Source organism: Mesorhizobium sp. B3-1-8, from assembly GCF_006439495.1.
Taxonomy (GTDB): domain Bacteria; phylum Pseudomonadota; class Alphaproteobacteria; order Rhizobiales; family Rhizobiaceae; genus Mesorhizobium.
In genome coordinates this window covers 1-20616 of record NZ_VFTK01000007.1, presented here as the reverse complement: position 1 = coordinate 20616, position 20616 = coordinate 1, and the positions used below count along the sequence as shown (strand labels likewise).

Genomic DNA, 20616 nt, shown 5'->3' with positions numbered 1-20616 from the left:
TTCAGTGATGCTCCAAAAACCCTGCCATGCCTCTGCGCAGCCGACCTTCGACGTTGTCTATCAGCGGGATGCGCCGCATCGTGTTCACCGGATAGCTGCCGTCCAAAAGCAGCTTCATTTCAAAAGACGGCTCTATTTGCCTCAGCTCCTGCAAGGCGTCGCGCAACGCCTGACCGTCATTGCCGGATGCTTTCAGCGCGACCAGATAGCGGCGCGGTGGCGCAAAGTTCGGGGACAATTCGGCCGCAGCGCGCGCATGACGCGTCGCTAATCTGTAGTCGCCAAGGCCAGCCGCCGCGATGCAGCCGTAGAACTGCAGGAAGTGAGCCGCGCGCGTTCCGGTGCTCAGATCAATGGACCGGCGCGCTGAAGCGTAGCCGTTGCGGTAGTCCGAGATCGCCGTCTGGAGATTGGCGAGCGCCGCCCACGCCAAGGCGTTCAGAGGATTGGCCTGGATGGAGCGTTTCGCAAGCTGCAAGGCCTGCCGGGTGTCGCCGCCAAACAGATATTCGGTATGGGCGCTCACGCACTGCGTCATCGAGTCTTCCGGAAACGCCTCGAGGGCTCTGGCGGCGAGCACCGGGATTGGCTCCTGGGAAGGTAGAAATTCGCAGGTCATGTATTGGAAATGGCTGATCTGGCGGATGAGGGCGCGCCAGGCCAACGGACCGCCGCTCGGGGCCATTTCGAACGCGACCGCGCACTGGCGATCGGCAAGCGCAAGGTTCTCCCTGGCGAGGGTCATGGTGAGGATGCGCGCGCTGTTGAAAAGTCTGAGAGCCATCTCGTGACCATCTGCCGAACCGTTGCCCCGCGTCAGCGCATCGACCGTGGCATCCACGGCACGCGAGGCAATTGAATAAAATGCCGAAGGTGCATCGGCCTCATGGGCGCTCAAGTTCAGCTGGGCACTCTCGGCCCAAAATACACAGCCGCTGCCTGCATCGCTGATCGTCACCGAGAGCGAGGCTCGTGGATTGCCGTCTCGAACCCCGACCTGCATAACGACCACTTGCGCGGCGCCATCGAAGCTTGTGCTTCCGGTGACAGTGTCAGCCTCGTAGAACGATACTGGCTCGACCTGTGCCGCGATGGCTTTCGACGCCAGCGCGCAGAATCGGCTGGCGAGTTGTCTCAAGGGACCGCGCTCCTCGCAGTCGACGTCAAACGCAAGGACCTTGCGACGTGCCAGTTCCAGCGTCGGTTTCGAAGCAGAATGATCGATGCCGCCTGCGGACGGAATTGCGATCGCAAGGCGCCGTCCTCGGATCCAATCCTGGAAATGCAAATCCGAGATATGCAGATCCTCGAACAACTCCTTCTGGGCAAGATCCGGACCCGTTGACGCCGGCCGTTCGAACGAGATTCGAAAAAACGAGGCGTCTAGTGATACGGATTGCCTGTCGCTTTGCAATATTGAGCAATGCTGCCCGAGCTGTCTCCGGATATCGCTGAGAGCCTGGCGAAGGCTCGCAGCCGCTTGATCGCAGCCGCGATCGCTCCAAAGTTTGTCCTGCAGCCAGACTCTGCTTCGCGAAAATCCAGGCGAAAAAGCCAACAACGCGATGAGTCCGCGGGCCTTTTGCGATCGCGGACTGTGGTCAATACCTGCTGCATCCAGGAGTCTAAATCGCCCGACCGCGCGCAGCGTAAGCATGCCCGACCCCCACGCAATATTGAACTGTACTTTGTAAGCCTCAACACACCAATGGCGTCACGGACAATGTTCAGAAAAAGGTAGCAACAGCGTACCCGGTTGGGAAGCGTTTGCGAAGCTGGTGCTTCAAAATATTTGTGATCGCTAATGAGTGAGCGCGAGGGAAAGGTTGCAGATGCGCCGCCGCCTGCTTTCGAGCGCTTGATTGGTCACCATTCGACTTTGGAGGTTAGCTCTTCCAGCGGCTCAACCGGCATCGCTTTCACGATTTATTCACGCGCAATCATTTCAGCGGCGAGTTATCGTTGCTGAACGGCCTGGCTCCGCACAAACAGCGGATTAGTACAAGGTAGGAGGAAGTCATGCAGTCGCGTGTCTATTCTGTCGACGATGTCCGGGTCGAAGGCTTGATTGTGATTCCAGAAAATCCTCCAGCCATCGCGGTATCGGCAAGAGGGACTGTCCCTACGACGGGATGGACCGGGCCGGACCTTGCGCCGTGGATTTATATCATGCCGCCCAAGGATGGGTTTTTGGACCTAGATTTCGTTGCGACCCAGCCAATGGGGATAGTTGCGCAGCTGGTCTGCCCAATCAGCGTGACCAAGGCCTTTGCGGTTCCGGCTTGGGTCGTGGGTGTTCGCGTCCATAGTTCGACGAACACAATGGAGGCAAAGATCGACGGCGGAAGGAAATGGAGCGAGGCTGAGATTGCCGGCGAGGGTTTTCCGTTGCCCTGGCCGTTTCCGTGGTGGGCGCCACGCAGCAAGAGCGAGTAATTGAGGATCGCGGGTCGCGGCATCGCAGTCTCGGTCGAATGCAGGAGGGGAAACCATGGGTCGCCCAAATTCGATATCGATCAAAGATCTGAACAAGGTCGTTCCAAAGGCGGTAGCGTCTGCGGTCAAGAAGTCGAGCCTCAAAGGCTTCACTGCGGCGCCGACGTTCCTGCCGGGCCATGGCATCATCGGCTTCGTAGTGAGGGAGCTGGACAAGCAGCAGTTGGATGCATCGCAAGCCCACTCGCTGTCGAACGAGATCGCTACCACGATCGGTCAAGGCGCAGTCCCCGCAACTTTGTTGCTGGGACCCGACATCGTCGTTGGCTTCTTCCCGGTCGATCCTATCTGACGAGCGCCGTCATGCCAGGTAATCCTGCATCGGCAACCAGATGCCCGAGCGCACAGCCTGAAATGAGCGATGCGCTCGTGCTAGGGGTGGTCCTTCCGGTTGAGACTGGGGACAGGGTTGCCTACCTGAACGACATGCTGCCCGTCAGCGACGAAGTCCTCGCATCGGCTGCACCAGCGCCGCCGACGCAGGTCTTTCGGTTTTCGGCCATCTGCGAAGAACGCAAATGCATCCATTTCGATGGGGCCGAGTGCAGCCTGGCATCTCGCATTGCGCGGCAGCTTCCGGCCGTTGTCGAAAAGCTTCCCGCATGCGTCATACGCCGCACCTGCAGGTGGTTCGCGCAAGAGGGCAGGGCAGCGTGCTTGAGATGCCCCCAGATTGTCACATCCGGATCCGCCGGCGAGCCCCTGCTAGCGTCTATCGCCAAGCCTGAGAGACCCGCTGGCCGCCCGGTCCAACTGCCAACCGACCAGCTGTGAAAAGCCTCTGGCATCAGCTGAAATAGCGGCGGCTTGGCGCCCGGAGGCGTCCAAATCGCCCGAAAGGGAACGTGATGGTCAGGTCGCTCGCCGCGCTGGGACGTGCCAAGGAAATAGCCCCTGCCGAGGGGCAATCGGAACAGCAGCCTGTCGCTGGTGTAGCCGCGAACCCTTGCGCGGCATCTTTTCGGGAAGAAACGCGGCGGCTGTTCGTCGATGTCGTTCAAAGGCATTTCATAGCTTCGGGGATACGACCCGCGCCAAGGCCGGTGTTCAGGAAGGTTCACGGCGTCGCGAAGGCAACCTTGCGCATCGACCAAGACATTCCCGAAAGGTTCAGGCAAGGGCTGTTCTCCTACCGCGAGTTCGCGGCCTGGGTAAGGTTCTCGAGCGACACCTCTCCCGATACAGCGGACGCGTCTCGAGCGACGATCGGGATAGGCATCAAACTCTTTGGTTTGAAAAGCGAGACGCTCGATGCCGACGATCCGCTCGCCGGGACAGCCGACCTCCTGATGCAGAACCATGACCGGTTCTTTGTCGATACAGGGCAGGACTTTTGCGAGTTCTCGCATGCGGCGGTAAACCGAAATTTTGATGTCTATCTCGCAGCGCATCCGGAAACGAAGGTCGTTCTCGACGAGATGGCCAAACCGGAAAGCAGTGTCTTGAGCGCGACCTACTGGAGCGTCCTTCCTTACGCCTGCGGACCGGAAGCCGTCGTGAAGTATCGGCTCCGGCCGATGTTGGCTTCCAGCCAAGCCGAGCCGGGAGCGGATCCAAATTTTCTCAAGGTGGATCTGGCCAAGCGCCTGTCATCGAGCGAGGCCGCCTTCGAATTCGCCATCCAGCCCTTCTCGACGGACATGGAGACACCGGTCGACGCCGCCATGCGGCGCTGGCCGACACCTTTTGTGCCGATTGGTTCGCTTGTCTTCGATCGGCAGGACGTCAATCGGGCAGGGCAGGAACTTTATGGAGATAACCTGTCCATCAATCCCTGGCGCACGCCGCTCGACAATCGTCCGTTGGGATCAATCGCAGATGCCCGGCGGATCACCTACCGGTCGTCAGCTTATGTGCGGCGCACCGCGAACGGAGTTGCCGCGGTCGAACCGGGAAGGCCACGCTAGACAATCTGAACCACGTGTTCATTGCGCGCGAAGCTATCAGGGGGCAGACCATATGGTGTTCATTGACATTCCCACCCCACGCCGGCGTTGGAAGGCGTCGGCCGGTCTGCAGGCCGGCGGAGCAGGACTGGACGTCCTGGGCATCGAAGTCACGCAGGCAATTCAGAATATGGCGCATACCGTGCGGCTGATCGCCGGAAAGGCGACGACGATCCGGGTGTATGTCCAGCCCCGTGGACTGACCTCCAACTTGCGCGTGCGGGGTGAAATCGCGATCTCGACAACACTTGGCGCTCCCGGTTCCTATGTGGCTTCGGCCAACGAGATATCACTTCGAGCAACGCAGCATCCGACGTTGACCGAACAGCGCCGCGACACCGCGCTGTCGCTGAACTTCGTCTTTCCCTCGCCCCCGGTCGGTCCGATGAGCGTGCGACTAAAGCGGATCCAACCGACCTCTGGGGGCAACGATTTTCCAATCATGCCAGGAGGAGAGCAGAACGTCGAGTTCGCCTCCGCACCGATGCTGCGGGTGCGAGTGCTCGGATATCCGCGCGAAGCCTGGAACGACTTCATGACCTATTGCGACCGGCAGTGGGTCTCCAAATATACCTATGATGGGCTCTTTGACAGGCTTGTTGCCGAAGATGGCCTTTTTGCTCCGCAGGTCGCCTGACCGTACCGAGGGGATCCGAAATGGCACGAAAGATGGAATATGGCGACTGGGCTCAGATCGTCGGAACCTACGATATAAAGGCACGCCGCGGGGCTATCCTGTCCATGCTGCCGACCAAGGTTGCCTTCGCCTCCAAGGACGGAGGGGAAGATCGTGTGCGCCTGAAGGGCATCGACGACAACCAACAGGTGCTCTTCGATCTGGCTGTCAATCCAATGACGGCGTCCTGTGGCACGCCTGGAAGCGACGTGATGTTTGAAGAATTCGTCCCCGTCACGCCGTCCCTTCGACAGGTCAAGTTGTTCGTCGATGGCGTCGAGGCATCGCAGTACGCGCCCGGAAGCCCGGAACCGAAAGGCCAGGTCGAACTTGCCCGGCCGACATCCGGGCGGGAGCATCACATTCCCCTGGCCGGCGATACTCCCGCCGAACCCAACGTTTCCTACATGCTCCAGGTTCGTCCGGAAGGCGACAGCCGCTGGCATACTATGGCGGTGGGGCTTGAACGGCCGAATGCCGCCAACGTCGACGTCAACCAGTTTGCCGGCGCCACGGCGATAGATGTGCGCGTACTGCGCAGCAATGGTCTCGAAACGGTCGAGATCTTCCATGAGCGGCGCGAATTCTGATCGCGGGCAAAGTTTGCCGCGCCATCTTCTCGATAGCCGGATGCCCGAAAATTCACCTGGCTGGCGATACGTCCAGCACCCGCAAGTGCGGGCGTCCGTAGCGACCACGGAATGCGAACGCGAGGTAAATAGGGGGAGCGATGGATACGACACTTATTGAGGCGATCAAGGTCTACCCGCCGTTGGGCATCGCCAGAGTGGGCAACGCCACCGGACAGGACGATTTCGTGGCCGGACCCGAAGTGATCGGCGGGCCTGCGACCATGCCCGACGGCACGCCAGCCCGGTTCTTGGAACACTTCCGTGCGGCGGATGGCAGCATCAAGCGCCAGGCTGCCCGCTTTCGCGTCTACGCTCACCTGAAGGATGGATCGGTCAAGGAAATCACCGCTGACGATGCCAAGATCGAATGGTCGGTCGCCGTCGCCAATATCAAGGCAGGCTGGTACGAATTCAACCAGGCCATGGATCTGCCGGACGACATGAGCAAGCCGGCGATGCGACGCAATCGGCCGGATCAGATTTCGATCCCCGGGGGCAGGCGCGCACTGGACATCGTCCCGACGCCGCTTACCATCGAAGGCCGAAATGCTTCGGCTATCTCCTTTAGCGACGGGCAGTTCTGGAACAGAATCGTCTACCTGGGCGAATTGAGGACCGACGCTTTGGGGCGCCTGCTCTTCTTGGGCGGCAGAGGGACCTCGGCTGCATTCAAAGGCAGCGTCACTCCACTTACATTTGCCAACAATGTCGGCTGGCACGACGACATTTCGGATGGACCGGTTCGTGCGACCGTAAGCTTCCCGGGACAAGAACCGATTGAGGCCGAGGCCGGCTACGTCGTCGTCACCCCGCCGAATTTCGCCCCAGGCACTACCGGTCTCGTCACCATGGACGATACGGTCAGGGAAGTCTTTCAGGACCAGGCCTGGATTGCTGCCCCGACCACAACGCGGTTCACGACCGACATCTGGCCGATCTTCGATCGGCTGACTGGTCTGCAGTGGGTCGATCATGGCCTCTTCGTCATTCATGGCGAAGGTTCGCCGCTCGATGCCCGCAACCAGAAGGTAATCGACAGACTGAAGGACGTCTCCGACGCGAATGCCGCTTGGCGCAAGGGCGTTTTTGCGCTCTTTCGGCGCCCCAGATCTGATGGCCCCTTCATCGAGGCGCAGATTCCGCAAATCTACGGTGACGCCGTCGATACGCTCTTCGATCTGCCCAATCGACCCGCCCCTCAGGCCCTTATGTCGGTGACACCTACGCAATATGAACATCTACGTCGCTGGGCGGATGGGAGCTTTACCGACGATTGGACGGGCGTCCCAACACCACCTGCTTTTGACAGCCTCTCAGCCGCTGATCAGGTCGAGCATCTCAAACGCGCTTCACTGCATGACTGCCTTGGCGGTCCCTTCCATCCAGGCATCGAAATCACATGGATAATGCGGATCCCGCTACTGTGGAAGGAAGCCTATAGGCTCAAGGTGCTGCCGGGCATGAAGCCCGCCAGGCAGGACTATGGCGACATTCTCAATCCCGAGGTATGCACCGGATCTGGCGGACCATTCGATGGCGCGGCGGCAGGGGCGCTGACCAGATTCATGGGCGTGCCGTGGCAGACCGATGGAGTGTCCTGCAATTCCAGCGCCGACTATTTTCCCTCTACGTTCCTGTCAATGCCAACGTTTTGGGGTGCACGAGTACCCGACCAGGTGCTTGCGCAAGCCAGTTATGAGCGTGCTTCAGCGCTCGATCCAAAAACCGCGAGCCTGCAGATCCACAAACACTTTGCACTTCGTTCAGACTGGCTTCGCGACATTCGCGCGCTCGACTACTACGGTCGGATTGCTCTTTCGATCAAGAAATGGGCGGAGCTTGGAATGGTTCTGCCCTCGAGGAACCCGCCGAAACACCTGCCCGCGGACACCCGCTTCGAGCAGGGACGCAGCAATGAACCTGCGGGTAGCGACCTGAAATACGCGCTTGTGGTTGCCGTGGAGAGCCTCGACAAACAGGCGGTCGCCGCGGGCGCGGCTCTCGTGCACGAGACGGCAGTGCCCAAAGCGCGTGTTCCGGGGCGGCCCGGTTTCCGCCAGGGCGAGGTATGAACTCTTGGTGCGCAGGATGCGCGTAGATATTGCCGTTGTGGGCGCCGGCCCCGCCGGCGCTACAGCGGCACGGCTGCTTGCATGTCTCGGCAGGCAGGTGTTCCTAGTCGATCCGCGTCAGCCCAAGCGGGACCGGCTGGAAATTGTTTCGCCAACCGCGACCGGCATTGTCCAAGCCCTCCAACTGGAAGAAGCGCTGGCCGACCCGTCCATAGCGCGACCATGCGCCGGCATTCGACGCAGGTGGTCGTCGAACGAGCAGGAGATCGACGACTTCTTGTGCCGACCGGGAAGCCAAGGGTTCATCATCGATCGCGCCGGTTTTGATGCGCATCTTCATGGGCTCGCCCTGGCCGCTGGCGCTACCGCCCTTAATGGCCGCGCGGTCGACGTCTGCCGAAACCAAAACGGTTTTGAAATCAAGATCAGGAGCGCCGGCGTGACGACCAATCTGTTGGCGTCACTCCTGGTGGACGCCACAGGCCGATCGGCCGCGCTGGCATGCCGCATGGGTGGCGAGCGTATGGTCAAAGAACGTCTCGTTGCCGAGCGTACGCTGCTGGATAAGTCGGGCGAGCCATCGCAGGAGACGGCTTGGCTCGATGTCGAGGCGTGCAAGGGCTCGTGGACCTATGCGACCTTGGGACCCGACGGTCGCCGCGAGAGCTGGTCCGTTTACCGGGACAAGCGCCGGCGCATGGCTCGAGGCGAGAGGCTCAACGCGTCGGCGGCCTGCCTCAAGCGTGCCGCAGGCAATGACTGGATTGCGGTCGGCGATGCTGCCGCCTCCTTCGATCCGATCGCTTCCCAGGGATTGGTCAACGCGCTTTCCTCGGCATTGGTAGCAGTCGGCGCGATCGCGGCCGAAGGCGGCATCATGCCGGACGTGGCAACTGACTATAGTACTGCCATGATGGCGACCTTTGCATACTCTGAGCTGGGCAGGGCAGAAGTCTATCGCGCCCTACACTATTGAAGGCGCGTGGTTTCGGCAGGCCACCATTCAAGCGGGGGAAGGCGGCGTGGGGCCGTTCTCCGGCCGGAGCAATTGCTGATCGCTGATCCGCTCCTAGGCGAGAGCGGATGAGCGCCACTTTGCTCTTTGCCGTGCGACGCGAGGACTTACCCACCGTTACGGGTTGTGCCCTCTCTTCTTCGGCCCGTCGAAAATGGACAAGTGAGCCGGAATGCCCTCGGTCGTAACCAAGCAACCTTTGGAACGTATCGAGCTCCGGCTTGTCGAAGACCAAGGGCGCACTAGTCGTCATTGCCACGACCCATGAGCTCTACGACCACGCCGCAGTCGCGCGCGGTGATATCGAGGATCCGGCTTTCTTTCCTATCCTGTTTGAGACGCCCCGCAAATGCGATTGGCACGACGAGGTAATTTGGGGGCACGTCAATCCCGGCCTTGTCCGAGGCTACCCGACGTTGACGCCCTTCGCCAGCTTGCTCAGGAAGCCAAGAACCGCCCAGGCGACCGCGATGGGGATGCATGAATCCGCTTTGAGATGAGTTTGACCGATGCACTCAAGCATCGGAATTTCATTCAGAGAGTCGTTTGCCAAGGTTGCGGGGTTCGGGTCGGCGGCCCGTTTCGTTGCCCCTGTTTGAGTCCATTTGGATGGATCGACCATGTGCGCCGCGTGAAACGCGCGACTTAGCGCGCCTTTAAAGGTAACTGCTTGTTTTTATTGTTGACCGTTACCGGTGCGGCCCTTGACTTGTGATTTCTATCGGGGTGCAGGCGCCTGAATAGGGCGACGGTGGCTCTCGCCTAGCCGTTTAGCGGCACAGCCGTTGTAACCCGTGTGACGTCCGGCGCGGTGCAAGGCCGCGAACAACTAGAGGCCGGGCGCGGCCCACCTCATTGTGAGGGCAAGAGGCTCTGGATGTTGTTCCCGATCGCAAGGCCGATTTCCGATGCAAGATGTGAGTAGGCGGCTAGCGTGCCGGGCTGGGAAGCTTTCTTTTTCTTCTTTTCTGCAGGGGCGCCTGGTCCAAACGTGAGAAGCAAATCATGAGTGCGCGTTCTTCCCATACTCCCCAACGGGGAACCCCCAGTATTTGAGGAGAACCGCACCAGCTTCCAACTTGGGTTTACATTGCCGGTGGAAATCACGACGAATTTTACCTCATACGACAATACGTCCTGCTTGGTGGTTGATGGAGTCGACGGGTAGTAGTTTTCGACTGCTAAAGCGTTTGTAAGCCATTCACTCACTCCAAGGTTGCTCGTCAGGAGAAGTGAACTTCCACTCTTGGGATCGCAGGATGTACCGCTTTTGTCGAATGGCACTTTTAGATCGCCGACGTTGTAGTAGAAGCTAAATTTGTCGATCCTTGTCGCCTGTGAGGAAAGTGTTCCACCAAGCCCCAAGGTGAAAGTTCCCCCCTTGGAGAGCGTTCTCGGAAAGGAAAGACCGGGATTGGCCGCACCAGTCTCATCGACCGTCAGATTTATGCTAACTTGAACTCCCCAATCATTGGGAAGAGCGTCAATATCATTGCCGTTCCGATTAACCTTCACCTTTTCTGAATCGATGACGGCCTGCTTCACATCGCAATATACACGGTCCTTGATGTTCAGCTCCATCTGACTGCCATCTTTGCCCTCCCAAAACTCCTGCATCTGAGGGACGTGGGTGCCGCACCCGCCGAGCAAAAAAGCGGGAAGTACCACTACTGACAGTCCTCGCGTATAGCAACGCATAGGCCCCCCTCGTGCGCAATGGCGCAATGCCTTACCTGTGTGCCTACTTCGAATTGATTTGGGGCTGCGAGAGCATGGTTTTGAGTTGGTCCGGTGTTAAGCCGTCGATGCTTAAGCTAAGTGCCCCCGGCAGTATTTCCGTACTCGAGCAGGACTTTAGACAAGGACCGTCCTTCTCTACGTAAATTGCTGCACAATTCATCGGACAGTTAGCCACGCACTCTGGATGTGATGGTGCCATACACGTCTTGGCATATGTCAGGTGGGTTCCCAAGACGGTCGCGGAAAGCAAAGCGAGCGCCTGTATGACTCTCAGCAATTTCATGACATCCCCCTACCAGCATGGTGAACCACATGCGTTATACGTAGCGACGTGAAGTCGCCAGCGAGGCATTGTTCTTGTTATTCTAAAACAACTACTTCTAACGAGCAATAGCAATGCTATGGTCCTGTGAGACGGTCGCTCTCCCGAAGCTCAAGTTTATCGTCCTTGGTACAAACTCAAAGCCTGGCGAACCGCCGGCGCCATCCAGCTAACCAAACAACCCCTAATTGAGCGCTGCCTTCCTTCAGGCACGGTAGGGCGGCGTCGATGGTAAATCGACGCGTGCCCCGTAAGGGCGACTGGGCGCTGTTCATTGATCCCAGTAACATGAGAGCACGTGCGCGCCTCACCATGCTATGTTGATCCAGAAGATGCTCGTGGCCACACCATCGGCAGCGAAGTCTACGGTCGTCCATGGAACGTGAGGTGACCTCGGGCTACAACAAACCGAAGAGTTCCGCAGCGATCTCCTTCACGCTCAGAAGCGAAGTGTTTAGCGCTACCTTATCGGCGAGCACGGGGCTGTAGGCTGCCACTTCGTCCTTCGAAACCTTATGCCAAATCGGTAGAATTCGAGTCTGTCCACCTACTTCGAGTGCCGTGAGGCCGTCGAGTTCTCGCGCAGGCCACTCCTTGCTGAAAAAGGCGCTAGAAAGGACAACAATGCCATAGCGGGAGTTGCGAAGGCCGGCATCTATGTTTCGGCGCAAACTGTCTCCGATCTTTAGCGTAGCCTGATCGTAAAATACCTCCGCACTCAATGCCGTCAGCTCATTTGCTAAAGCAGTTACAAAGTCTGCTTTGTCTTCACTGGCATGAGAAATAAAGAAATCAAACGGGCGGTCAGCGCTTAGCGCTGGAGGAGAGGCTTCTGCCATCCGACGGATCTCTCGGCCAATTTGCTTGGTTTTGGTCTCCTGTTCGCGTAACAATCGCTTTTGTTCGTCGGCCACTTTCTTTCGAGAGCGCTCGTCTTCTGTAGCCTGTTTCCTAATGTAATCGTTAAGTTCCTTCGTCTTCGAAGCAACCTTTCCCGATATCTCAGCCCGCTTTTTGCCTTGCGTAGCAAGATCGGATGAAGCCCGTTCGATCTCTTTGAGTTTTGAGCTTATGGTCATTGTCGAGCTCGTTCGACCGATAGCGTCCCTGGCGCTGTTCACTTTTTTCAGCAAAGCAGACTCCTTCGACAACAAGGCAGCGTCGTCCTTTTGCAGACGGGCTATGTCACTCTGAAGGCGACTGATATTGGAATGATATGATGGCATTTCCCCTCCCGATTAGCGTTGAAGAAGGATCGGCGGCCCTCGTTCGGCCCGCAGACGGCCTTTCCCTTGCCGTAACCAGACTTCTCCACGTTCCTTGCTCAAAGCTTTTTGGCCGCTTCGGCATTTTGCTGATCAAGGATCCGAGCGAACTTCTCGTCGAGTGGTTTGAGAGTGTGCTTGAGATCGAAAACGGTGTTTCGCGATCCAAAATGCTTCAGGGTGATTTGGCTGGATGGACTGGTCCACACGTAAACGTCGCTGTCGAATTTTCCGCCAGCTTGATTTTGCCAAATCTCGACAGTGTGCTGCGGCTCTCCGTAGGCCTTGACCATTACAGGAACCAGCGCCCCTACCATGTCGGCAGGCCCGGAGGTCTGAATCCAAAACAGCCTGGGCGTCAAGCTATCGTCCGGGAGGAAATAAAACTCCGTTGAAACCATCGTGTCGGCCAACCCTAGGCCGGCATCGAAGACCATCGAGGTTTGGGAGTCTGTGAAAAAGAAGGCGCACTTGATCATCCCAGACTTCTGGAAAACGTCGCTGAATAGCTGCGCCGTTTCGTAGCCACTGTCCTTGGATTTTGCTTCATCTGAACAAACAGAAAACGCACCCGCATCCTTGTCTTTGTCGGCAAACGGTGTCTGTTTGAACTCTTGTAAGCTCATACCAAGTTTGAAGTCGCGACGAGAGAAGGCGCCCGGCCAAGGGTTAGGGGGCACCTGCTGCTCTGGAGGGCTCGGCTTTACGATTAAGACCATCGACCTAAGCGCCTCCAGGCTCAAATCCGAAAAGTAGGTGTAACTTCGCTCAGTCCATTCGAACCACATCTTTTTCAGATCGTCGACATGCTGCTTACGGTTTTTCACAACGTCCACGTTAAAATCGTGGAGGCTGTTCGCTTGGAGCCAATCTGTCTCCCAATCGAACGGTCTCGGATCTATTTCCTTATCTACGAATATCGCGACACGCTTGAATTCGATTAGCTCTTCAAGAGCCGATAGTCTCGACTCGTTCGCTCATCCATTTTTCCAGAATCGAATGATCTTCGCCCATTCCCTTTCGACATAGCTTCGAAAGCTGATGTCGTCTGGCGGCAGTGGCCGTTGTTCAACTGAATCTGGCATTGGTTCCGCGGTTCAGTCCACCATAATATGGTTGGAAATTAGCTGATCTATGACATGGCTGACTTGCGTCGGTAGGAAGGCGAACAGTGCCATAACGATCGCTCCCGCGCCCCAAAGAAACGCATTCCGATAAGGACTATTCTCGAAAAATCTGTCGAACGCCGCATGCATCCCATATCTGATGTCTTCGATGATCATTGTCATCATTGCGGCATAACCCAGCACCATTAAGCCCGCGAGGTAACACGACCCGGTCTTGAGATAGGCGTATTGGAGCGCCGCCACCAGGATAATGCTCTCAATGGCTCCAAAAACCGCTTCGTGGAAGGTTTTTGCGCGCTCTCGCCATTCGCTATAAAAGGCAAGCGGCTGATCCGGCTCCCGAAACCGATTGAACAACTGTCTGATCATGTTCTTTGCCCCTCCGCTGCCCTTTATGATTGCGGGTGCGTTCGCCGCCTTTGCAAGGTGGGCGGCGTCTTCTGCATCATGCGCTTCCCTCCACGGTACCGTCTTCATCTAGCTCGTGCGGTACAGGCAGATAGGCGTTGGCGGCAAGCCAACCCCCGACAATGTTTTCCAACAGATCGGGTTTGGCCGTTCTCATCTCGGCTGCCAAGCTGGTCAACGCTTCGTCAGTGCGTGCATCAAGGCTGATCCCGCCGACGTTTCGAAGCACAAGCGCGGCCCTTCGGAGCAGCCTTGCAGATCGGCGCGTGAAGCGTCCGCGATGTGGTCGGCGGCGCTTTCGAGTTCCCGCACGAATTGATGACGGGACATCGCAACTTGCTCCCTAAACGAATTTCCCGCCTTCGCCGCGGTGCTCGAAACAGAACCAGTGCGGCGCCTGCTTCGGCTTGGCGAAGCCCCAGCCGGCATCCTTGTTGCAGCCGTCGTGCTCGCAAAAATGCTGTCGGACGCCTGGCGGCGTGGGGTGCTCGGGCTTGGGCAATCTGATTTCGTCGCTCATGAGGAACAGTGAACGAAATGAGAACAAAGAGTCAAGCGCCTCTTGGCCGGATGGAATATGTTCCTCATTTCGTTGTATGCCGGAAGAACCCGAAGAATGGCCGCGAGGCGCCTCCTGCGTTGCGTGACGACAGGTTTCTTGGCAGCAAGCGGATGTCCGCCACATGCCCTGCATGCATCAAGATTCAGGCGGCGGGCTGAAATGTGTCGATGGACGAGACAGCGGTGTGCGTTGTCGACGATCATGGCGCGGTGCACCTTGAGACGACGGCGGTTACGGATCCCGATGCGCTTTTTGCAGTGCTGAAGCCGTTTCTGCCGCGCCCGCGCCGCGTCGGCCACGAGGCAGGATCACTGGCTTCATCCCGAGCTCAAGAAACTCGGCCTGCCGGCCGTCTGCCTAGAGACGCAGCACGTGCGCGCCGCTATGTCGGCGCAGGCAACAAGAGACCGACAAGGCCGATGCGCTCGGCATCGCCCATATCATGCGAACCGGCTGGTTCCGACAGGCCCATATCAAGTCGGAAAGCTGTTACCGGACGAAGCTTCTGCTGACGCACCGGCGCAACCTGAAGGCCAAGTTCATCGACCTGGAGAACGCCATCCGGCACTCGCTGAAGTCGTTCGGCATCCGCCTGAGCAAGGTCGGGCGAGGGGCTTTCGAGCAGGCGGTGCGCACCGCGGTGCCGGAAGATCCACTGTCGTCCGAGTTGATGGACGCCATGCTGTCGGGGCGCGCAGCGCTGTGGAGGCAGTATTGCCGGCTGCACGATCTCGTCGTCAAAATGGTGGCACGCAGCGAACTGTGCCGACGCTTCATGGCCATTCCCGGCGTCGGCCCCATCACAGCACTTTCGTTCATGACGGCGATCGATGATCCGTCGCGCTTCCGCCGCTCACGCGACGTCGCGGCCTACTTCGGGCTGACCTCGCGGCGCTGGCAGTCGGGCACCTCGATCGACGTTCAGGGTCCCATATCGAAAGCCGGCGATACTGATGTACGACGCTCGCTTTACGAGGCGGCGTCGGGGCCGATGACGCGCTTCAAAGGCTCCGACAAGGTCAAGAGCTGGGGCCAGGCGATCGCCAAACGCTCCTGCCACCGCAAGGCCTGTGTCGCCGTGGCGCGCAAGCTGGCGGTGATCATGCACGCCATGTGGAGCGACGGAACGTTCTATGTCGGCGATTCCGCGGCAAACCGAAGCGATGGTGCCCGGCGCGCTCATATCAAGGATCGCCGGCTGCTGGGAGCGCATCGATGAACGGTGCAACGGAAGTTGAAGCGCATGGCGCCGGCATGCTGACGGGCGCCACCTGACACAAGGGATCCGCTCCGGCGGATGAGGACCGATGCAGGCCAGGAACGACGGAACGCACGTTGTCTTGCCTGCGGCCGCGCCGATCGCGAGACGGCCGGACCGCGTCGGATTGCCTGTGACGATGCTCGGTCAGTCCGATGGAAAAGTGCGCCACGACGGTTCCAGTGCTGCAAATAAGCAGCGCAACTATCCCATCGCAGAGCGCGGAAGACTGCACGGCGCATCGGAACTCGACGCCAGAATACGGAATCGTGGTATAGAACATAGAATAGTGTATTATCGCAGTCTGGAAGAGGAACGGCGACGGCAAGAAAATCTCGCAAAGTACGGCCGATTAAGACTGCAAGATAAAAGGCCGCACATTGCCGCGCTGTCGGTAGGTTGTTTTTCTTGGTCTTTTGGCTGCCTTTCGCACTTTGCAGTCTAGGCTCGCAATGTGTGCCAGATCCCCAAGAGTCTGGACGTCAACTACTTTTCCCACATTGTTGGGCGCCGCGATGGTTGATGCGCCCGAGTTTCGCTTTCGGCTGGGCGGTATTCGCGCGACCCCGTGCTCAAGCTGCTCGGCCCATCGCCGCCGAGTGAATCGTTGCTGCGGGGAGTGGGGGCACCCCACGCACGGACGTGTTGGAAGGAGCGGCGGCCGCGACCGAAGGATGTTCTGGACGGCGTGCAACCGGGAGAACGAGAGTAACCGCATTTTGAGCCGTAAGTTGAATCCGGCTCAGCTGCGCCACAGCGCCTTGGACTGGCCACAACGCGCCGAGTTGCTGTCGACGTCTTAGCTACTGAAAGCGGAGCAAAGTCCATCTCGTGTCTGGCCGCTGATCCTGGATGCGGCCGGTCGAGGCAGCTTAGCGTTCATGCATCGCTGTTTCAGCTGTCTCCACCAGCGGCGAAAAGAGGTACTCGAGGATCCGCCTGCTGCCGGTGTTGATCTCGACAGTCACGCTCATGCCGGGGGCTAAATCGACGGCCACCCCATCGACCTTGATGGATGATGCGTCGAGCTGCACCTCGATGGGAAAAACAAGATTCCCTGCGCCGTCAGAGATACTCACACCGGATGTGCCGGTTGTAACACGTGACGGGTCCGCGAGCTTCTGCCGGGCTTCATCGGCCGAAATGGCATCCTTCCCAACCGCGATGACTTTGGCCGGGATCGTTCCATATCGCGTGAACGGAAAGGCGGTGATTTTCACGTCGGCTTGTTGCCCGATGCGCACGAAGCCAACATCCTCGTTCGGCAGATAGGCTTCGACATCGATCGTGCTTGCCGCGGGGACGATCCGCATCAACTCCTGACCGGTGGTGACCACCTGGCCAACCGTGGTCACCGAGGAAGCCTGAACGATGCCATCGATCGGGCTCCGCAACGTCATGTGATCTAGCTGGGATTGAGCCTGACGCACCTTGTGCGCCAGATCATCGGCTTGCTTTTCGGCGTCAGCCAGCTTTTGCATATAATCGGCCTGGAATGCGTCACGCGCCTTCACCTCCTCAGCGCGCAGCACGTCTATGTTAGCCATGTCGTCTGCCCGCTCGCTCAATTCGGTTGTCAGCGTCACCTGTTGCGTTTTCAGATTCTGGAGCGCGTCAAGCCACTGGGCTTTCGACGCGGCCTGCTTGCTGACAAGCGTCTCCTGCATGGATGAGAGGTCCCGCAGCGTCTGATTGAGGCTCTCTTGGGCGGATATGGTTTCGGTAATGGAACGTGCATGACTGGCCTTTTGAGCTATCTGGCTCTCGATTGAAGCCAACTCGGACTGCAACCGCTCCAGGTCCTTTTGCAGAATCCCCTGTTCCCGCGCGCGGATGACATCAGGGATAGTTTCATCCCAGGAGAGTACAGGGACAGAGATGGCGGTCGTCCCGTCCTTGTGTGCGCCGACCAGGTCCACTGCACCCTTGCGGCGCTCAACTTCGGCCTTCAGAGCGGCAAGTTGCTGGACTAGCGCTTCGAGCTGCGACCTCGCCTCGGTCGCATCCAGCTCGACAATGACCTGACCGGCAGCCACGCGCTCGCCGTTGCGAGCCAAAATCTGGGTGACATTACCGGTCTGCAAAGGCTGGACAACCTTAACCTTGCCTGTCGGCTCGATCTTGCCTTGCGCGGTGGCGATGATGTCGAGGCGCCCGACATAGGTCCAAGTGAGAGTTGTAGCGACAAGCGCGCAGACGATCAGGATCAGCGCCATTCGAACGGGAGAAGGCGGCGTCTCCAATATTTCCAGAGCTGGCGCCAGGAACTCCTGATCGGAGCGCTTTGGTCGTTTCGGGCGCAACGGCAGGCGGGGCGGAGGTGCGTTCGCATTCATCTCAGGCACCTGCCTGATCATTCTGCAAAGCCCACAGCCGTGCATAGAGACCGTCGGGCTTTGCTAGCAACTCGGTGTGACTGCCAATTTCGACGATTCGTCCCTCCGCCATGCCGACAATGCGGTTGCAGGGCCGGACGGCAGCCAGGCGATGGGCAATGATGATCACCGTTCGCCGGTGAACGATCTGACGCATATTCTGCTGGATGACCCGCTCGCTCTCATAGTCGAGGGCCGAAGTAGCTTCGTCAAAGATCAGGATCGGAGGGTCGGTGGCCAACGCCCGCGCAATGGCAATTCGCTGGCGCTGACCGCCGGAAAGGTTGGCGCCACGTTCCGCAATGAGGGTGTCGTAACCTTGAGGAAGCTTGGCAATGAACTCGTCAGCGCCAGCGAGTTTCGCGATCGCGATGACTTTGGCTCGAGGCAACGCCGGATTGGCGAATGCAATATTTTCGTGGATGGTCCGGTTGAAAAGAAGATTCTCCTGCAGCACCACACCGATCTGGCTGCGGAGCCACGCGGGGTCGAGCTGAGAAAGATCCATCCCGTCGAGCAGCACCTGTCCCTCGTCAGGCACGTAGAGGCGCTGGATCAGCTTCGTCAAAGTTGATTTTCCAGACCCCGACGGGCCAACGATGCCGACTACCTCACCCGGCTGGATCGAGAGTGATATGGATTTCAGCACTTCCGGTGACCCAGGGCGGTAGCGGAAGGTAATATTCTTGAGGTCAATTGCGCCCTTCGGCGCCGGCAGCACCAGACTGGTCAGCGGAATGCGCTCCGTCGGCGTATTCAAAATGTCGCCGAGACGGTCGACCGAGATCTGCACCTGCTGGAAGTCCTGCCAGATTTGAGACAATCTCAGGACTGGCTGCACCACCTGTCCCGCAATCATATTGAAAGCAATCAACCCGCCCACGGACAGGTCGCCTTCAATCACAGCTCTGGCTCCAAACAGAAGGAGCAAGGCAGTTGAAGCCTTACTCACATATTGAATGGCGTTCTGGCCGCCTGCGCTAAGCATGGTCGCGTCAAACGCGGTGCGAACGTATGCCGCGAGACGTTCGGCCCACTGCTCCTGCATTACCGGTTCCACGGCACCGGCCTTGACCGTATGGATGCCGACGATCGCCTCGACCAGGAACTGCTGGCTGACCGCGCCGCGGTTGAATTTCTCCTTGATCATCTCACGCAAGGATGGTCGCACCAGGAAGGCGATCAGCACGTACAGTGGAATTGAGCCCACGACGATCAGCGTCAGCTTCCAGGAATAGGCAAACAGCACGGCGATGAAGATCACCGCGAAAACGAGATCGATGGCGGAAAACAGTCCCTGTCCGGTCAGAAAGCTTCGGATTGTCTCCAGTTCGCGGACGCGGGCAACGGTCTGCCCCGCGGAGCGGGTTTCGAAATAGCCCAGCGGTAATCTCAGCAGGTGGTGAAAGAGCTTCTGCCCCAGCTCAACGTCGATGCGATTGGTGGTGTGTGAGAGGGCGTAGCTACGCAGGTACTGCAGGCCGACGTCGAAAAGCCCGATGACGGCCATGCCAATCACGATGATGTAGAGCGTCGAGTACCCCTTGTGCGTGAGTACCTTGTCAACGACGACCTGGAAGAACAACGGTGTTACCAAGGCAAAGATCTGCACAAACAGAGAAGCCAGCAGCACATGACCCAATGGCTTGCGATAGCGCCAGATGGAAGGCAGGAACCAACCGAGGCCGAAGGTACGCGGGTCGGAGCCTTGTCCGCCAATGCGCCGGCCAACGAGCACGACTTCCGAGCCGATCGCATCGAGCAGGTTCTCGATCGTGAGCTCCTGGTCAATCCGAGTGATCGGATCGACGAGCCGGAATTTGCCGCTCGGGTTCTTGCCTCCGAAAACCCGGAACGCGCCGTCGCCCACTCGAACAATGGCGGGCACAGGAATCGTTTCAAGTCGTTTGGCATTGATCCGGCTGATGACGCGGGCCTTGAGCCCAATCATCTTGGCCGCGCGCACGAGATCTTTTTCGCTGGCTGAACGCCCGGATAGAGCCAGTTGCTTTTCCAGATGCGCAGGATCGGCGGCTATGCGAAAGAAGGCTGCAATGCCGCACAGCGCCCGGAGTCCGGAGTCAAGGCGCTCCGCCGGTGCATCGGCCTCCTTGGTTTCGGCGCCATCCATAGCCGCTTAGATGCCCAAGACGGGAGAGAAGGACCAATCTGTACCCTCGACGGGCATAACCGCTGAGCAGCCGCTGCTAGATCCCCTCCTGCTCCTAACGGCTAATTGAGCTGCGGACAGACTGCCGAGCGGGCGTGTCATTGATGAAGCAAGGAGCATATTACGCAAACTGAAACTGGCTCTGCTGCAGACTGGCAAGGGATACATTCTTGAGCAGAATTGAGTCATTTGGGTCAGCCGCTATGAGGACGTCGCTGCCGGATTGGGTTGATGCCGCCAAAAGGTGTGACCAGTCTGCAAACACAGTGTGATCTATCGAGATCAGATCGGCATTTGTTCCCGATGCCGTATAGCCGTTGATGGTATCGTTTCCAAAATTTGGCTGGAATACGAAGGTATCGACAGCACTTCCGCCGTTTAAAATGTCGTCTCCGGCACCGCCGATAAAAGTGTCGTTGCCGCCATTGCCGTTAAGCGTATCGTTGCCAGCAAATCCATACAGTGAGTTGTTGCCGCTCGTGCCATTGAGGGTGTCGTTGCCGGCGCCGCCGACAATCGGCAGGCCGCCGGTCAGGCTGATCGAGGTGCCGT

Annotated in this window: 16 protein-coding genes and 2 pseudogenes; 9 read left to right on the top strand and 9 right to left on the bottom strand. The window is 58.6% G+C overall.

Annotated elements, in window-relative coordinates; translation table 11 throughout:
- Position 1: 1 nt before the first annotated feature.
- Positions 2-1657, bottom strand: coding sequence for a hypothetical protein (locus FJ424_RS08390; protein ID WP_140659668.1), 1656 nt, complete (start codon positions 1655-1657; stop codon positions 2-4).
- Positions 1658-2019: 362 nt separating this feature from the next.
- On the opposite strand from FJ424_RS08390, the gene FJ424_RS08385 reads away from it, so the two are divergent.
- The 8 genes from FJ424_RS08385 to FJ424_RS33525 all read left to right on the top strand — a co-directional run bounded on the left by FJ424_RS08385 (position 2020) and on the right by FJ424_RS33525 (position 9337).
- On the top strand, positions 2020-2436 hold the full coding sequence (locus tag FJ424_RS08385; protein WP_140659669.1) for a hypothetical protein: 417 nt from the start codon (positions 2020-2022) through the stop codon (positions 2434-2436).
- Between the two features lie 55 nt (positions 2437-2491).
- Positions 2492-2788, top strand: coding sequence for a hypothetical protein (locus FJ424_RS08380; RefSeq protein ID WP_140659670.1), 297 nt, complete (start codon positions 2492-2494; stop codon positions 2786-2788).
- Positions 2789-3344: 556 nt separating this feature from the next.
- Complete coding sequence (locus FJ424_RS08370; RefSeq protein ID WP_246677185.1) at positions 3345-4403, top strand: hypothetical protein; 1059 nt, start codon at positions 3345-3347, stop codon at positions 4401-4403.
- Positions 4404-4455: 52 nt separating this feature from the next.
- The gene (locus tag FJ424_RS08365; RefSeq protein WP_181182247.1) at positions 4456-5079 is read left to right on the top strand and encodes a hypothetical protein; all 624 of its coding nucleotides are present in this window, start codon (positions 4456-4458) and stop codon (positions 5077-5079) included.
- A gap of 20 nt (positions 5080-5099) precedes the next feature.
- A complete protein-coding gene (locus FJ424_RS08360; protein WP_140659671.1) occupies positions 5100-5708 on the top strand; it encodes a hypothetical protein in 609 nt (202 codons plus the stop codon).
- A gap of 140 nt (positions 5709-5848) precedes the next feature.
- Positions 5849-7822, top strand: a complete 1974-nt coding sequence (locus FJ424_RS08355) for a LodA/GoxA family CTQ-dependent oxidase (protein ID WP_140659672.1) — start codon at positions 5849-5851, stop codon at positions 7820-7822.
- A 16-nt stretch (positions 7823-7838) separates the two neighbouring features.
- Complete coding sequence (locus tag FJ424_RS08350; RefSeq protein WP_140659683.1) at positions 7839-8798, top strand: FAD-dependent monooxygenase; 960 nt, start codon at positions 7839-7841, stop codon at positions 8796-8798.
- Positions 8799-9058: 260 nt separating this feature from the next.
- Entirely contained in the window at positions 9059-9337 is a 279-nt protein-coding gene (locus tag FJ424_RS33525) for a hypothetical protein (RefSeq protein ID WP_140659673.1), read from the top strand.
- 352 nt (positions 9338-9689) lie between these two features.
- On the opposite strand, the gene FJ424_RS08340 is transcribed toward FJ424_RS33525, so the two are convergent.
- The 5 genes from FJ424_RS08340 to FJ424_RS33520 form a co-directional block, all read right to left on the bottom strand.
- Complete coding sequence (locus FJ424_RS08340; RefSeq protein ID WP_140659674.1) at positions 9690-10418, bottom strand: hypothetical protein; 729 nt, start codon at positions 10416-10418, stop codon at positions 9690-9692.
- A gap of 879 nt (positions 10419-11297) precedes the next feature.
- On the bottom strand, positions 11298-12125 hold the full coding sequence (locus tag FJ424_RS08335) for a toll/interleukin-1 receptor domain-containing protein (protein ID WP_140659675.1): 828 nt from the start codon (positions 12123-12125) through the stop codon (positions 11298-11300).
- Between the two features lie 98 nt (positions 12126-12223).
- The gene (locus FJ424_RS08330; protein ID WP_140659676.1) at positions 12224-13000 is read right to left on the bottom strand and encodes a hypothetical protein; all 777 of its coding nucleotides are present in this window, start codon (positions 12998-13000) and stop codon (positions 12224-12226) included.
- 261 nt (positions 13001-13261) lie between these two features.
- The gene (locus FJ424_RS08325) at positions 13262-13768 is read right to left on the bottom strand and encodes a hypothetical protein (protein WP_140659677.1); all 507 of its coding nucleotides are present in this window, start codon (positions 13766-13768) and stop codon (positions 13262-13264) included.
- Between the two features lie 274 nt (positions 13769-14042).
- Positions 14043-14219, bottom strand: coding sequence for a hypothetical protein (locus FJ424_RS33520; RefSeq protein WP_181182248.1), 177 nt, complete (start codon positions 14217-14219; stop codon positions 14043-14045).
- Between the two features lie 209 nt (positions 14220-14428).
- Between FJ424_RS33520 and FJ424_RS08315 the strand changes: the two are divergent.
- Positions 14429-15480, top strand: a pseudogene (locus tag FJ424_RS08315) (IS110 family transposase).
- Between the two features lie 911 nt (positions 15481-16391).
- Here FJ424_RS08315 and FJ424_RS08310 read toward each other — a convergent pair.
- The 3 genes and pseudogenes from FJ424_RS08310 to FJ424_RS08300 form a co-directional block, all read right to left on the bottom strand.
- The gene (locus FJ424_RS08310; protein ID WP_181182249.1) at positions 16392-17855 is read right to left on the bottom strand and encodes an HlyD family type I secretion periplasmic adaptor subunit; all 1464 of its coding nucleotides are present in this window, start codon (positions 17853-17855) and stop codon (positions 16392-16394) included.
- Between the two features lies 1 nt (position 17856).
- A complete protein-coding gene (locus FJ424_RS08305; RefSeq protein WP_140659679.1) occupies positions 17857-20025 on the bottom strand; it encodes a type I secretion system permease/ATPase in 2169 nt (722 codons plus the stop codon).
- A gap of 160 nt (positions 20026-20185) precedes the next feature.
- Positions 20186-20616, bottom strand: a pseudogene (locus FJ424_RS08300) (hypothetical protein); the annotation flags it as partial.

Excerpts from the sequence above, each read along its gene's own strand:
- FJ424_RS08360 (WP_140659671.1), top strand. The coding sequence starts at position 5,100 with ATGGCACGAAAGATGGAATATGGCGACTGGGCTCAGATCGTCGGAACC.
- FJ424_RS08305 (WP_140659679.1), bottom strand. The coding sequence starts at position 20,025 with ATGGATGGCGCCGAAACCAAGGAGGCCGATGCACCGGCGGAGCGCCTT.
- FJ424_RS33520 (WP_181182248.1), bottom strand. The coding sequence starts at position 14,219 with ATGAGCGACGAAATCAGATTGCCCAAGCCCGAGCACCCCACGCCGCCA.
- FJ424_RS08310 (WP_181182249.1), bottom strand. The coding sequence starts at position 17,855 with ATGAATGCGAACGCACCTCCGCCCCGCCTGCCGTTGCGCCCGAAACGA.
- FJ424_RS08380 (WP_140659670.1), top strand. The coding sequence starts at position 2,492 with ATGGGTCGCCCAAATTCGATATCGATCAAAGATCTGAACAAGGTCGTT.
- FJ424_RS08340 (WP_140659674.1), bottom strand. The coding sequence starts at position 10,418 with ATGGAGCTGAACATCAAGGACCGTGTATATTGCGATGTGAAGCAGGCC.
- FJ424_RS08365 (WP_181182247.1), top strand. The coding sequence starts at position 4,456 with ATGGTGTTCATTGACATTCCCACCCCACGCCGGCGTTGGAAGGCGTCG.
- FJ424_RS08325 (WP_140659677.1), bottom strand. The coding sequence starts at position 13,768 with ATGAAGACGGTACCGTGGAGGGAAGCGCATGATGCAGAAGACGCCGCC.
- FJ424_RS08355 (WP_140659672.1), top strand. The coding sequence starts at position 5,849 with ATGGATACGACACTTATTGAGGCGATCAAGGTCTACCCGCCGTTGGGC.
- FJ424_RS08370 (WP_246677185.1), top strand. The coding sequence starts at position 3,345 with ATGGTCAGGTCGCTCGCCGCGCTGGGACGTGCCAAGGAAATAGCCCCT.
- FJ424_RS08385 (WP_140659669.1), top strand. The coding sequence starts at position 2,020 with ATGCAGTCGCGTGTCTATTCTGTCGACGATGTCCGGGTCGAAGGCTTG.
- FJ424_RS08335 (WP_140659675.1), bottom strand. The coding sequence starts at position 12,125 with ATGCCATCATATCATTCCAATATCAGTCGCCTTCAGAGTGACATAGCC.
- FJ424_RS08390 (WP_140659668.1), bottom strand. The coding sequence starts at position 1,657 with ATGCTTACGCTGCGCGCGGTCGGGCGATTTAGACTCCTGGATGCAGCA.
- FJ424_RS08350 (WP_140659683.1), top strand. The coding sequence starts at position 7,839 with ATGCGCGTAGATATTGCCGTTGTGGGCGCCGGCCCCGCCGGCGCTACA.